This window comes from Micrococcus sp. KT16, from assembly GCF_003315015.1.
Lineage (GTDB): Bacteria > Actinomycetota > Actinomycetes > Actinomycetales > Micrococcaceae > Micrococcus > Micrococcus luteus.
Genome location: NZ_QNRG01000008.1, coordinates 61779 through 75671, shown reverse-complemented (window position 1 = coordinate 75671; position 13893 = coordinate 61779). Strand labels below are relative to the sequence as shown.

The following is a 13893-nucleotide window of genomic DNA, read 5'->3' as shown; positions in this document are numbered from 1 at the left end:
GAACGAAAGTGGGGGGTCAGGCGTCGATGCGCTCGCGGTCCAGCTCGTCGGCGTGGGAGACGATGAAGTCCTTGCGCGGGGCCACCGCGGAGCCCATGAGCAGGTCGAAGACGCGCTCGGCGGCCTCCACCTCGGCGATGTTCACGCGGCGGAGCATGCGGTGGCGCGGGTCCATGGTGGTCTCGGCCAGCTGGTCCGCGTCCATCTCGCCCAGGCCCTTGTAGCGCTGGATCGGCTCGCGGTACGAGCGGCCCTCCCGCTCCAGGCGGGCGAGCGTCGCGTGGAGCTCCTGCTCCGAGTACGTGTAGATGACCTCGCGTTCCTTGACGCCGCGGGTCACCGCCTCGATCCGGTGCAGCGGCGGGACGGCCGCGTACACGCGCCCGGCCTCGACCATGGGCCGCATGTAGCGGAAGAAGAGCGTCAGCAGGAGGGTGCGGATGTGGGCACCGTCCACGTCCGCGTCTGTCATCAGCACGACCTTGCCGTAGCGGGCCGCATCCAGGTCGAAGCTGCGCCCCGCGCCGCCCCCGACGACCTGGATCAGCGCCGCGCACTCGGCGTTGGCCAGGATGTCCGAGACGGAGGCCTTCTGCACGTTCAGGATCTTGCCCCGGATCGGCAGCAGGGCCTGGAAGTCGGAGGACCGGGCCAGCTTGGCGGTGCCGAGCGCCGAGTCGCCCTCGACGATGAACAGCTCGGAGGAGGCGACGTCGTTGCTGCGGCAGTCCGCCAGCTTGGCCGGCATCGTCGAGGTCTCCAGGGCGTTCTTGCGCCGCTGGTTCTCCTTGTGGGTGCGCGCGGAGATGCGCGACTTCATCTCCGCGACGACCTTCTCCAGCAGCGTGTGCACCTGCTGCTTCTGGGCACGGGCCGTGGAGGTGAAGCGGGCGGTCAGCTGCTTCTCCACCACCTGGGAGACGATCCGCCGCACCGCGGAGGTGCCGAGGATCTCCTTGGTCTGTCCCTCGAACTGCGGCTCGGCGAGCCGGACCGTCAGGACGGCGGTCATGCCGGCCAGCACGTCGTCCTTCTCCACCTTGTCCGACCCGGCCTTGAGCCGGCGCGCGTTGGCCTCCACCTGGGCGCGGAACGCCTTCAGCAGGGCCGCCTCGAACCCGGACTGGTGGGTGCCGCCCTTGGGTGTGGCGATGATGTTCACGAAGGACCGGAACACGGTGTCGTAGCCGACGTCCCAGCGCAGGGCGACGTCCACCTCGCACGTGCGCTGCACATCCTGCATGGAGGTGCGCCCGTCCTCTCCGAGCACCGGGACCCGCTCCTTGAAGGTGCCGGAGCCCTGGATCCGCCACACGTCCGTCACCGGGGTGGCGGGCGTGAGGTGCTCCACGAACTCGGAGATGCCGCCGTCGTACTGGAAGACCTCCTCGACAGGGCCGTCGGCGCCGGGCGTGCCGGGTCGGCGGCGCAGGTCCTTGACCGTGATCCGCAGGCCCGGGATCAGGTAGGCGGTCTGGCGCGCCCGCGCCTGGAGCTCCTCGGCGGAGAACGTCGCATCCTTCACGAAGATCTGCTCGTCCGCCCAGTAGCGCACGCGCGTGCCGGTCTGCCCGCGCTTGGCCTTCCCGACGACGTCCAGCGGCGAGGCGTCCGTGGACGGCTCGAACGGGGCGTCCGGCGACGGGCGCGACCCGTCCTGGAAGCGGCCCGGCTCGCCGCGCCGGAACGACATCTGATGGACCTTGCCGCCGCGCAGCACCTGCACGTCCAGGCGCGAGGACAGGGCGTTGACCACCGACGCGCCCACGCCGTGCAGACCACCCGAGGCGGCGTAGGAACCGCCGCCGAACTTGCCGCCGGCGTGGAGCTTGGTGAACACCACCTCGACGCCGGACAGGCCGGTGCGCGGCTCCACATCCACGGGGATGCCGCGCCCGTTGTCCTCGACCTCGACGGAGCCGTCCGGATGCAGGGTGATCTCGATCGACTGCCCGAAGCCGGCCAGGGCCTCGTCCACCGAGTTGTCGATGATCTCCCAGAGGCAGTGCATGAGGCCGCGGGAATCGGTGGAGCCGATGTACATGCCCGGCCGCTTGCGGACGGCCTCGAGCCCCTCCAGCACGGAGAGGTGGCGGGCGTTGTACTCGGTGTTCGCGGGCACGGGGCGGGCCTTTCGGTGGACGACGGCGGCCGGTCCAGCCTACTCCGCGGGCCGGACACGCCAGGATCCGAGCCGGACCTCCCGGGCCGCCCGGCCCGGGCGCTTGCGTACGCGGGTGGCGAAACGCGGGTGCGGGGCGGGCGCGCGGGGAAGTTCCCTGCCATCCTTGCTGTTCCATGGGACAAGAGGAGGACCGGCCCGCCCCACCGGCGTCGTCGCCCTCCAGCCCCGAGAGACCCGAGGAGGACACCATGTCCATCACCGCCGTGGCCGAGCCGGCCGCCCTCACCCGTTCCGACCGCTGCGACCGCTGCGGCGCGCAGGCCTACGTCCGCGCCGTGCTGCACTCCGGCGGTGCCCTCCAGTTCTGCGCCCACCACGCCCGCGCCGTCGAGGACGCGCTGCGTCCCCAGACCGCACTGTGGCAGGACGAGACGGACCGCCTCACCGCCGGCGCCTGAGGCGCCCGGCATGACGAAGGGCCGGACCCCCGCGGGGGTCCGGCCCTTCGTCATGCCGCTCCGACTCAGTCCAGGTAGTCCCGGAGCACCTGCGAGCGGGAGGGGTGACGCAGCTTGGACATGGTCTTCGACTCGATCTGGCGGATCCGCTCGCGCGTCACTCCATAGACCTTGCCGATCTCATCCAGCGTCTTGGGCTGTCCGTCGGTCAGGCCGAAGCGCATGGCGACGACACCGGCCTCGCGCTCGGAGAGCGTGTCGAGCACCGAGTGCAGCTGCTCCTGGAGCAGCGTGAAGGAGACGGCGTCCGCGGGCACGACGGCCTCGGAGTCCTCGATCAGGTCGCCGAACTCGGAGTCGCCGTCCTCGCCGAGCGGGGTGTGCAGGGAGATGGGCTCGCGGCCGTACTTCTGCACCTCCACGACCTTCTCCGGGGTCATGTCCAGCTCCTTGGCCAGCTCCTCCGGGGTGGGCTCGCGGCCGAGGTCCTGGAGCATCTGCCGCTGCACGCGGGCCAGCTTGTTGATGACCTCCACCATGTGCACCGGGATGCGGATGGTGCGGGCCTGGTCCGCCATGGCGCGGGTGATGGCCTGACGGATCCACCACGTGGCATACGTGGAGAACTTGAAGCCCTTGGTGTAGTCGAACTTCTCGACGGCGCGGATCAGGCCGAGGTTGCCCTCCTGGATGAGGTCCAGGAACAGCATGCCGCGACCGGTGTAGCGCTTGGCCAGGGAGACCACCAGACGCAGGTTGGCCTCGAGCAGGTGGTTCTTGGCCTTGCGCCCGTCCGCGATGATCAGCTGGATGTCCCGGCGCTCGCGGTAGTCGTCGGAGGCCTCGTGCTGCACGACGTGCTCGGCGTAGAGGCCGGCCTCGATGCGCATGGCCAGGTCCACCTCCTGCTCGGCGTTGAGCAGGGCGACCTTGCCGATCTGCTTCAGGTAGTCCTTCACCGGGTCCGCCGTGGCGCCCGCCACGACCACCTGCTGCACCGGGGCGTCGTCCTCGGAGTCGTCCATGACGAACGCGCCCTTGGACTGGGCCACCTTCTGGCCTGTGGCGGCCGTCGTGCCGGTCACGGCCTCCGCGTCCATCGCCGGACGCTCCGGAGCGTCCGAGCCGTCCGCGTCCTCATCATCAGAGTCTTCGGTGGCGGTCTCGTCCGCCACCACGTCCTCCTCGACGGCGTCCGCGGCCTCGGTGCGCTCGCGCGCCTGGACGAGCTCCTCGTCGTCCTCGGCCTGCTCGGCGGAGGCGGCGGACGCGGTGGCCTTCTTGCCCCCGGTCGTGGCGGTCTTCTTCGCGGCGGTGGTCTTGGCCGTGGCGGTGGTCTTGGCCGCGGTGGGCTTCCGGGTCGCCTTCTTCTTGGCCGTCGGCGTGGCAGCGGTCTTGGTCGCCGCCGACTTCGTCGCGGTCGTCCGCGTCGTGGCGCCCTTGGTCGTGGCGCTCTTCGTGGCTGCCGACTTCTTGGCTGCCGACTTCTTGGCTGCCGTGGAGCGGGTGCGCGTGGTCGTGGCCTCGGAGGCAGTGGTCTCCTTGCCGTCCTGCACACCGCTGGTCGTCGAAGTGGTCACTCGAGGCCTTTCCGTCTCGTCCGCGGCCACCCGCGGATCCTTGCAGTCCATAGACACGTGACCCTGTCAAGTCGCGGCCTCGGACGACCGACGTCGTCCGGGCCCGCCGACTGCAGGGTCCGTGAGTGCCAACGACGGCTGAGACCGATCTATTCCGAACCCGGGAAACGGGCTGCGGTCGGCCGTGCCGTCGTGAAGCCGCATCATTCTCTCATGGGCGGCCACCGTCGGGCCGCCACGCGGTGGCCGGGTCGGTCGCCCAGCCTGCGACGCACCCCGCGGCCACGATGCGTCGCAGGACGGAGACGAACGGGTCGCCGGGACTCAGCGCCGCCGCCGCGGTCAGGTGGGCGTCCGCGTCGGAGCCGTGGCCGCGGGCCCAGCCGACCCACCCGGCCAGCGCCAGGGCCTGAGCCGCCACGGCCGGCGTCGCGACGGGCACGAGCGCGCGCAGCCCCGCCCGCAGGGCGTCCAGCCGATCCCAGGCCGGCGCCCGGCCCGAGGCCGCGGTGAGGATCCGTTCCTCGTCCCCCGGATCCCCCGTGGCCGCGCCGGACGGCGCGGCGGCATGGAGCAGCAGGCCGTCGCGCCAGGCCGGACGCGTCAGCGGCGAGCCCAGCACGGCCGGTGCGGGCGCGCCGCGGTCACGAGCCGCGCCGGTCAGCACCGACTCCCACTGCGCCAGCCACGCGCGGCGTGCCGGGGGCGCGTCCTGCTCGGGCGGCCGCCACCGCGCGTCGTCGGGCCGGGCCGCGGCGGGACCACGACGCGGGACCGGGTCGGACACCGCCGCGCGGTCCCAGACCGAACCGCGGGTCATCAGGTGCAGGGACAGCGGCGCGGCTCGGGGGTCGAGGGTGCCCTCCTCGGCGATGCTGCTCCCCCACCAGGGGCGCGCCCGTCCGTGCGCGCACGTCCAGGCCGCGGCCAGGGGGCGACCCGCGGACGCCAGGGCGTCGTCGAGCGCCGCGGCCCAGCCGGGACGGGCGAGCGTGGCCCGGGCGCCGTCCGGCAGCGCGAGGCAGAGCGTCGCGTCCGCGGCTGCGTCCCGCCGGCACACCTCGGCCACGGCGCAGGCCCAGGCGCCGACGTCGACCTCCTCGGGAGGCAGGTCGACCCGCACCACGGCGCGCAGGCGCCCGTCGCGCAGGGTGAGGAGGACCAGGCTGCCCTCGGGCAACCGCCCGAGGGCGTGGCCGACGTAGGCGAGCAGGTCCTCCGGGCCGCGGGCCGGCAGGACGGGGACGTCGAGTGAGGTGGGGGCTTCCATGCCGCCACCCTGGCCGACCGGGCGCCCGCGGTGGGATCAGTCCCCGTCGCCGGTGGACGGACGGCCGGGTCCGTCCTCCTGTGCAGGAGCGGACCCGCCGCCGGCGTCCCGCGCGGCGAGGTACGCCTCGACGGCGGAGGCGAGTTCGTCCCCGTCGGGCAGGCCCTGCTCGGTCTCCAGCAGCGACCGCTCCTGGTCCTCGGCGTTCTGGTCGTAGTTGCGCTCCAGGCCGGCGATCATCTGCTGGATCTCCCCGGACCCGGAGACCTGGCGCTCCAGCTCGGCCTCGATGTCCCGCGAGGCGTCTCGCAGGTCGTCCGAGGGCAGCATGAGCCCCATGGCGGCCCCCGCGTACTCGAGCGCGGCCACGGCCGCCTGGGGGAAGGACGCCTCGGCCACGTAGTGCGGCACATGGACGGTGTAGCCCGCCGTCGGCAGGTCCGCCTCCTCGGCGCGCAGCTCGAGCATCTGCAGCAGCCCCGCGACGATGTCCGCCTGCGGGCTCCAGGTGGACAGCCCCTCGACGGCATCGGCGCGGGACCCGTGCGTCGTGACCCCGAGCCGCCGCGTGTGCGGCACGGGCAGCGGGGCCGCGTCGAGGAAGGTGAGCGAGTCCACCTCCCACTCCTGCGCGAGGCCGAGCACGGCCTCCGTCACCGCCTGCCACCGGAAGTCCGGCTCGGGGCCGGACAGCAGCAGGAAGGGGTGGCCGAGCAGGTCCTCGACCAGCTGCACCTCGAGCGCGGGCAGGCGCAGATCACGGTAGCGGTCCCGGTCGAACCGGAGCCGGGGACGCCGGGCGCGGTAGTCGAACATCGAGTCGACGTCGAAGGAGACGACGGTCCGATGGGTCAGGTGCTCGTGCAGCGCGGCCCGCACCTGCCGAGCGACCCGGCCCGCGTCCATGTGCCCGGTCAGGGCCACGAGCATGCCCAGGCCGGGGGGCACGGGCGCCCCCTCATGACGGGTGTACAGCGGCGCGGCGTCCTGCACGTCTCGTTCCCCTTCCGGTGGTCCGTCTGCGGGAGAGCCGTCCCCGCCGCCCGGATGGCGGCGGACGCGGATCCCTCCCTGTCCTCTGGCGTCAGTCAACCACGGCACGGCACCCTCCTATTCCGCGCCCGCGCGCCCTGGACGGGCGCGCGAGCCCTCTGGCTAGGATGACGCGGGACGGCCCGGCCCACCCCGCCGGGCGCATCCCCCACCCCCGGAAGAGAGGCCCGTCCGTGATCACCCTGGACCGCCCGACCCTGACCGCCCGCGCCCTGGAGGACTTGACCGCCTCCGCCCTCGTGGTGGGGGTGGGCACCGGCCCGGACGGCCCCGTGCTCCTGACGGACGCGCTGCCGGCCGAGGCGGCCACCGCCCTCGAGGCCTCGTTCGAGCTGCTGGGCGTGCGGGGCGCCGAGGACGAGGTCCATCGCCTGCCGGGCCTGGGCGGCGTGCCAGTGCCGCTGCTGGTCCTGGCCGGCGTCGGCGGTCTGGACGACGACGGCGAGGCCGCGGACGAGTCCCTGCGCCGCGCCGCCGGGGCTGCCGTGCGCTCCCTGGCCGGCACCGACGCCGTGGCCCTGGCCCTGCCGGCCGACACCCCGGCCCGACTGGCCGCCGTCGCCGAGGGCGCCGTCCTGGGCGCGTACGCCTTCACCGCCCAGAAGTCCGAGCGCGCCCGCGCCGAGACGGACACGTCCCGTCCCGTCCGCGAGGTCGAGGTCGTCACCCCGCTCGCCGCCGCGGACGCCGACCCCGTGCTGCGCCGGGCCGCCGTCGTGGGCGACTCGGTCTGCGCCGTGCGCGACCTGGTGAACACGGCCCCCTCGCACCTCTACCCGGCCACGTTCGCGGACGCCGTCGCGGAGGACCTCGCGGACTCGTCCGTGAGCGTGGACGTGTGGGACGAGGACCGCCTGCGCGCCGAGGGCTTCGGCGGCATCCTCGCGATCGGCCAGGGCTCCTCCCGCCCGCCGCGGCTCGTGCGCATCGAGCACGCGCCGGCCGACGCCGCCGCGCACATCGCGCTGGTGGGCAAGGGCATCACCTTCGACACGGGCGGCATCTCGCTGAAGCCCGCCGCCTCGATGATGACGATGAAGTCGGACATGGCCGGCGCCGCCACCGTCTTCGCCGTCGTGCGCGCCGCCGCGGCCCTGGACGTCCCTGTGAAGGTGACCGGCTGGCTGGCGCTGGCCGAGAACATGCCCTCGGGCACCGCCATCCGCCCGTCCGACGTCATCACGATGTACGGCGGCAAGACCGTGGAGGTCATGAACACGGACGCCGAGGGCCGCGTCGTCATGGCCGACGCCCTCGTGGCGGCCACCGACGAGCGACCCGACGCGGTGCTCGACGTGGCCACCCTCACCGGTGCCCAGCTGGTCGCCCTCGGCGTGCGCCACACGGGCGTCATGGGTGACGACGCGCTGCGCGACGAGGTCGTCGCCGCGGCCGACGCGGCCGGGGAGCTCGCGTGGGGCATGCCCCTGCCGGAGCAGCTGCGCGCCTCGCTCACTTCGCGCGTCGCGGACATCTCCAACATGGGCGATCGCTTCGGCGGCATGATGACCGCCGCCACCTTCCTGCGCGAATTCGTCGACGCCGGACGGTCGGAGGGCGACGCCGCCGCACGGACCCCCTGGGCCCACCTCGACATCGCCGGCCCCTCCTTCAACGAGTCGGCCGCGTACGGCTACACCCCGCAGGACGCCACCGGCGTGATGGTGCGGACCCTGGTGGGTCTCATCGAGGGGCGTGCCCGGTAAGGTTGGTCCCGATGTCCACCGCGTCCCCGGCCGCGCGGCCCGCCGCCGACGGCCGGGGGTGGCGGTGACGCACCACCACCACGATCCACCGACCCCAGCACCAAGGAGCAACACCGTGGCCGACAAGGCAACCGCTCAGGAATTCGACGTCCTCGTCCTCGGCGGTGGCTCCGCCGGGTACGCCGCAGCCCTGCGTTCCGTGCAGTACGGCAAGTCCGTCGCCCTCGTGGAGAAGTCCAAGGTCGGCGGCACCTGCCTGCACTGGGGCTGCATCCCCACGAAGGCCTACCTGCACGCCGCCGAGGTGGCCGATGAGACCCGCAACGCCGCCAAGTTCGGCGTCAACGCGACCCTCGAGTCCGTGGACATGGCGAAGGTGCGCGACTACAAGGACGGCATCGTCGCCGGCAAGCACAAGGGCCTGGCCGGCCTGCTGAAGATGCGCAAGGTCCAGGTCATCGAGGGCGAGGGCAAGCTCGTCTCGAAGAACGAGGTCGAGGTTGACGGCACCCGTTACACGGCGGAGAACATCGTGCTGGCCTCCGGCTCCGTGGCCAAGACCATGGGCCTGCCCATCTCCAAGAAGATCATGACCTCCACGGAGGCCCTCGAGCTGGACTACACCCCGAAGTCGGCCATCGTGCTCGGCGGCGGTGTCATCGGCTCCGAGTTCGCGTCCCTGTGGAACTCCTTCGGCGTCGACGTCACCATCATCGAGGGCCTGAAGACCCTGGTCCCCAACGAGGACCCGGCGATCATCAAGGTCCTCGAGCGCGAGTTCAAGAAGAAGGGCATCAAGACCAACCTGGGCACGTTCTTCGACAAGGTCGAGGAGACCGACTCGGGCGTCAAGGTGACCCTCGCGGACGGCAAGGAGTTCGAGGCCGAGGTCTGCCTCGTCGCCGTCGGCCGCGGCCCGAACACCGAGGGCCTCGGCTACGAGGAGCAGGGCGTCAAGATGGACCGCGGCTTCGTCCTCACCGACGAGCGTCTGCACACCGGCGTCGGCAACATCTACGCCGTGGGCGACATCGTTCCCGGTCTGCAGCTGGCGCACCGCGGCTTCCAGCAGGGCATCTTCGTGGCCGAGGAGATCGCCGGCAACAAGCCGATGGTCGTCGAGGACATCAACATCCCGAAGGTCACCTTCACCGAGCCGGAGATCATGTCCGTGGGCTACACCCAGCCCAAGGCGGAGGAGAAGTTCGGCAAGGACAACGTCGAGGTCGCCGAGTACAACCTGGCCGGCAACGGCAAGTCCTCGATCCTCGGCACCGGCGGCATCATCAAGATGATCCGCCAGAAGAACGGCCCGATCGTGGGCGTGCACGGCATCGGCAAGCGCATCGGCGAGCAGATCGGCGAGGCGCAGCTCATCGTGAACTGGGAGGCCTACCCCGAGGACGTCGCCCAGTTCGTGCACGCGCACCCCACGCAGAACGAGGCCCTGGGCGAGGCCGCCATGGCCCTGTTCGGCCACCCGCTGCACAGCTGACCCACCGCACTGACCATCCCGGGTCCGTGCGTCGGGCCCACCTCGCAACCCCGGGTGGGCGCCCCCGGCGCCCACCCCTCATGAGGAGCATCGGAACCATGTCTGAAACCGTGAACCTGCCCGCCCTGGGCGAATCCGTCACCGAGGGCACCGTGACCCGCTGGCTCAAGGCCGTCGGCGACGAGGTCGCCGTCGACGAGCCCCTGGTGGAGGTCTCCACCGACAAGGTCGACACCGAGATCCCGTCCCCCGTGGCCGGCGTGCTCGAGGAGATCCTGGTCGAGGAGGACGACACGGTCGAGGTCGGCGCCCCGCTGGCCACGATCGGCGACGGCTCCGGCGGCGGCTCCGCCGACGCGTCGGAGGACGACGCCGCGGCCGAGGAGCCCGCCGTCGAGGAGGCGCAGCAGGACGACGCCCAGCAGGAGCCCGCAGGCGAGCCGGCTCCGGAGGAGCGCGCCTCCACCGACCAGGGCTCGGACGGGGCCCCGTCGGCCGGCGGCGAGGCCTCCGAGGTCACCCTGCCCGCGCTGGGCGAGTCCGTGACCGAGGGCACCGTGACCCGCTGGCTGAAGTCCGTCGGCGACGAGGTCGAGGTCGACGAGCCGCTGCTCGAGGTCTCCACCGACAAGGTCGACACCGAGATCCCCTCCCCCGTGGCGGGCACCCTCCTGGAGATCCGTGCGGAGGAGGACGACACCGTCGAGGTGGGCGCCGTCCTCGCACTCGTCGGCTCCGGCTCCGCCGGCGGCGGCTCCGCCCCGTCGGAGGGCTCCTCCGGTCAGGACGAGGCGTCCGCCGAGGAGATCGAGGACAAGGCGACCGAGGCCGAGGCCCCCGAGGAGACCGAGGAGGCCGCCGAGGCCGCCGGCGCCGAGAAGTCGGAGAAGACGCCGGAGGCGTCTCCGTCCGAGGAGGCCTCCCGGCGCGAGTCCGCTGAGCGCGACTCCGCGCAGGCCGAGTCCGCCGAGGCGCCCTCCGCCACCGAGCCCGGCCAGGGCTACGTGACCCCGCTGGTGCGCCGCCTGGCCCACCAGAACAACGTGGACCTGTCCACGGTCCGCGGCACGGGCGTCGGCGGCCGCATCCGCAAGCAGGACGTGCTCGCCGCCGCGCTGGCCTCGCAGGCCGCCGCGGGCGGGTCCGAGGCTCCGGCCGAGCAGGCCTCCGAGGCTGCCGCCCCGTCGTCCGCCCCGGCCGCTGCGTCCGCCCCGGCCGCGAGCTCCTCCGTGGACCCCTCGGTCCGCGGCGAGGTGGAGAAGGCGCCGCGCATCCGCCAGGTCATCGCCCAGCGCATGCGCGAGTCCCTCGACCTGTCCGCCCAGCTGACCCAGGTGCACGAGGTGGACGTCACCCGCATCGTGCAGCTGCGCAAGAAGGCCAAGGCCTCCTTCCAGCAGCAGGCCGGCGTGAACCTGACGTACCTGCCGTTCATCACCAAGGCGGTCGCCGAGGCCCTCAAGCAGCACCCCAAGCTGAACGCGTCGTTCTCCGAGGACAACAAGGAGATCACGTACCACGCGTCCGAGGACATCGCGATCGCCGTGGACACGGAGAAGGGGCTGCTGGTGCCCGTCATCAAGGACGCCGGCTCCCTGAACCTGACGGGCCTCGCCCAGAAGATCGCCGACGTGGCCGAGCGCACCCGCACGAACAAGATCTCGCCGGACGAGCTCTCGGGCGGCACGTTCTCGATCACGAACATCGGCTCCGTGGGCGCGCTGTTCGACACGCCGATCATCAACCAGCCGCAGGTCGCGATCCTGGGCACCGGTGCGATCGTGAAGCGCCCCATGGTGGTGACCGACGCGGACGGCAACGACTCGATCGCCATCCGCCACATGATGTACCTGTCCCTGACCTACGACCACCGCCTGGTGGACGGGGCCGACGCGGGCCGCTTCCTGACGACGCTGCGTCAGCGTCTCGAGGGCGGCGAGTTCGCCAACGAGCTGGGTCTCTGACGGAAAGGGAGAAGGACTGTGGATATCCTGCACAGCATCCTGGTGGCCGTGCACATCGTGTCCGCCGCAGCGATCGTGGGCGGTTGGTTCGCGCACTTCCGCAACCCGACCGTCACCACCTCGCAGTGGTGGGGCTCCGTGGGCATGATCGTCTCCGGCGTGGTGCTTTTCGGCCTCGCCATGAGCGGGGAGCCGAACCACATGAAGCTGGGCGTCAAGTTCCTGATCGGCGTCATCGTCTTCGTGGCCGCCCTGATCGGCCGCCGCAAGTCCAACCGCGGGGAGGTCGTGCCCACGGGCCTGGCCCACGCGGTGGGCGGTCTGGGCCTGGTGAACATCCTGGTCGCCGTCCTCTGGCAGTGATCAGCCCAGGCGGCTGACGCCGCACCACGCCGCGGGCCCCGGGGAGCTTCTCCCCGGGGCCCGCGGCGTCCCCCCGTCTGGACCGCCGGCCTCCGGCGCTGGATCCGGGCCCGGGGTCAGCGCGGATCGACGGTCTCGACCCGCCACGTCCGACCCGCCGCGCCGCCGTCCCGCCCCTCGGGGCCCTCTCCGTGGCCGCTGCGCAGGACCAGCACGACCTCCTCGGCCGTCGCCTCCCGATGCGCCGCCACGCGTCCCGCGCGGTCCAGCACGGTGTGGGCCGACGTCCGGAGCACGGCGTCGACACGCAGCGCGTCGTCCCCGGCCCGCCGGGCGGGTCCGGCCTGCTCCACCGTCACCTCGAGGCCGGAGAAGGCGAACCCCTCGTCCGTCAGCCGGCGCAGCAGATCCCGGTCGTTCTCCCACGCTGGTCCCCCGGGCACGGCGTAGGCGTCCAGTCGCGCAGGCTCCGGGTCGATGAGCGCGGCAGTCCGGGCGTGGCCGACCGCGGCCAGCGCCTCGCCCACGTCGACGGCGTCCTCCCCGGCGGCGTCCTCCCCGGGGGCACCCGCGTCCGGCACCCTCGCCGGCGTCCCGCTCTCCGGCGTCCCGTCCGCCGGGCGCGCCGCGTCCACCGAGGTGCCGGCCGGCACCGCGCCCGCCGGCTCCGGCGCCCCCTCCGTCGCGTCGCCCAGGGACGCCGGCCACCACAGCCCCACGGTGCCGCCGCCGACGGCCAGCGCGGTGGCCAGCCCGGCGGCCACGAGGACGCCCCGGCGTGGCGCCGCCCCCCGTCGGCGCGCGAGCGCGCGCCGTCTCGGAGCCGCGCGTCGTCCCCGGCGTCGCCGCGTGGGCCCGGAGCCCGGCAGCACCGTGGGCAGCAGGTGCGCCACCTCGGCGGGGGCGGCCTCTCCCAGCGGGACCGGCTCGGGCCGGGCCGTCGCGTATACGGCTGCGGCGGCCTCCTCCGCGCTCGGCCGCGCCGCCGGGTCCGGGGAGAGCGCCGCATCGAGCAGCAGCGCGAGCTCGGGGGACGCTTCGGGGACCAGGACGGGCAGCGGCGCCCGATGCCCGGCGGCGCCCGGCGCCCGACCGGTGAGCGCGTACCAGCCCAGGGCGGCCCACGCATGGACGTCACTCGGCGCCCCCACCGCCGGAGACGCCCCCGGTTCCGCCCCGGCCCCCTCCACCGCGGCGAGCGCCTCGGGGGCCGCGAAGCCCGGCGTCGCCCCGGCCCCCGACGCCCCGCCGACCACCCGGGCGACGCCGAGGTCGGCGAGGGCCGGGCTGCCGTCGACGCCGAACAGGACGTTCGCCGGGGACACGTCGCCGTGCACCACCCCCTCGCGGTGCAGGCACGCGAGAGCCTGGGCGATCGGGACGAGCACGGTGACGGCCTGCCCCGGGCTCAGGGGTCCGACCCGCTGCACCATGTCCTGCAGCGTGCCGGCCGCGCGGTGCTCGGTGAGGACCCCGAGGCCCCGGTCCGTCTCCACCACGCCGAGCACGCGCAGCAGATGGGGATGCGCGACCCGTCCGGCCTGCGCCTCCGCCGCCAGCGCATCCGGCGCCGCGCCGGCACGGGGCACCTTCAGGGCGGCCCGGACGCCCCGACCGTCCTCGACGAGCCAGACCTCCGCCTGGGCGCCCGCGCCGAGCAGCCGGACGGGTTCCCAGCCCGGGGCGCGCGGCGCAGCCGTGCCCGGCTCCGACGACCTCTCCGGTTCGGTCTCCGGCCCGCCGCCGACGCGTCCGGCCGCGCCGCCGTCCGCCTCGTCCCAGTCCCGCATCGGTCTCCCCTCTCCGCCGCGCCGTCCGTTCCAGCCCAGGGTGCCGCATGTCCCCGAGCGTCACGGCGGTTGTCCACAGGTCCGGGCCC

General features: G+C 73.4%; 10 protein-coding genes. 5 read left to right on the top strand and 5 right to left on the bottom strand.

The genetic code is table 11. The features are described from left to right. Positions 1-16 precede the first annotated feature (16 nt). Positions 17-2122 (bottom strand): type IIA DNA topoisomerase subunit B, encoded by a 2106-nt coding sequence (locus DE149_RS08040; RefSeq protein ID WP_113914306.1) that lies wholly within the window; start codon positions 2120-2122, stop codon positions 17-19. Positions 2123-2373: 251 nt separating this feature from the next. On the opposite strand from DE149_RS08040, the gene DE149_RS08035 reads away from it, so the two are divergent. After that, the gene (locus DE149_RS08035) at positions 2374-2583 is read left to right on the top strand and encodes a hypothetical protein (RefSeq protein WP_113914305.1); all 210 of its coding nucleotides are present in this window, start codon (positions 2374-2376) and stop codon (positions 2581-2583) included. Positions 2584-2648: 65 nt separating this feature from the next. On the opposite strand, the gene DE149_RS08030 is transcribed toward DE149_RS08035, so the two are convergent. The 3 genes from DE149_RS08030 to DE149_RS08020 all read right to left on the bottom strand — a co-directional run bounded on the left by DE149_RS08030 (position 2649) and on the right by DE149_RS08020 (position 6426). Further along, positions 2649-4214, bottom strand: coding sequence for an RNA polymerase sigma factor (locus DE149_RS08030; protein WP_205805457.1), 1566 nt, complete (start codon positions 4212-4214; stop codon positions 2649-2651). A 160-nt stretch (positions 4215-4374) separates the two neighbouring features. Next, a complete protein-coding gene (locus DE149_RS08025; RefSeq protein WP_113914304.1) occupies positions 4375-5433 on the bottom strand; it encodes a DUF4192 family protein in 1059 nt (352 codons plus the stop codon). Positions 5434-5469: 36 nt separating this feature from the next. Further along, a complete protein-coding gene (locus DE149_RS08020) occupies positions 5470-6426 on the bottom strand; it encodes a PAC2 family protein (protein ID WP_036336980.1) in 957 nt (318 codons plus the stop codon). A 233-nt stretch (positions 6427-6659) separates the two neighbouring features. Between DE149_RS08020 and DE149_RS08015 the strand changes: the two genes are divergently transcribed. The 4 genes from DE149_RS08015 (at position 6660) to DE149_RS08000 (ending at position 12014) form a co-directional block, all read left to right on the top strand. Beyond that, positions 6660-8192, top strand: a complete 1533-nt coding sequence (locus DE149_RS08015) for a leucyl aminopeptidase (RefSeq protein ID WP_113914303.1) — start codon at positions 6660-6662, stop codon at positions 8190-8192. 115 nt (positions 8193-8307) lie between these two features. Further along, a complete protein-coding gene (lpdA, locus tag DE149_RS08010; protein WP_036336938.1) occupies positions 8308-9687 on the top strand; it encodes a dihydrolipoyl dehydrogenase in 1380 nt (459 codons plus the stop codon). A gap of 98 nt (positions 9688-9785) precedes the next feature. Continuing rightward, positions 9786-11651 (top strand): 2-oxoglutarate dehydrogenase, E2 component, dihydrolipoamide succinyltransferase, encoded by a 1866-nt coding sequence (gene sucB / locus DE149_RS08005; protein WP_036336936.1) that lies wholly within the window; start codon positions 9786-9788, stop codon positions 11649-11651. An 18-nt stretch (positions 11652-11669) separates the two neighbouring features. Further along, on the top strand, positions 11670-12014 hold the full coding sequence (locus DE149_RS08000; protein ID WP_010078527.1) for a hypothetical protein: 345 nt from the start codon (positions 11670-11672) through the stop codon (positions 12012-12014). Positions 12015-12130: 116 nt separating this feature from the next. On the opposite strand, the gene DE149_RS07995 is transcribed toward DE149_RS08000, so the two are convergent. Then, a complete protein-coding gene (locus DE149_RS07995) occupies positions 12131-13804 on the bottom strand; it encodes a serine/threonine-protein kinase (protein ID WP_113914302.1) in 1674 nt (557 codons plus the stop codon). Between the last annotated feature and the right edge of the window lie 89 nt (positions 13805-13893).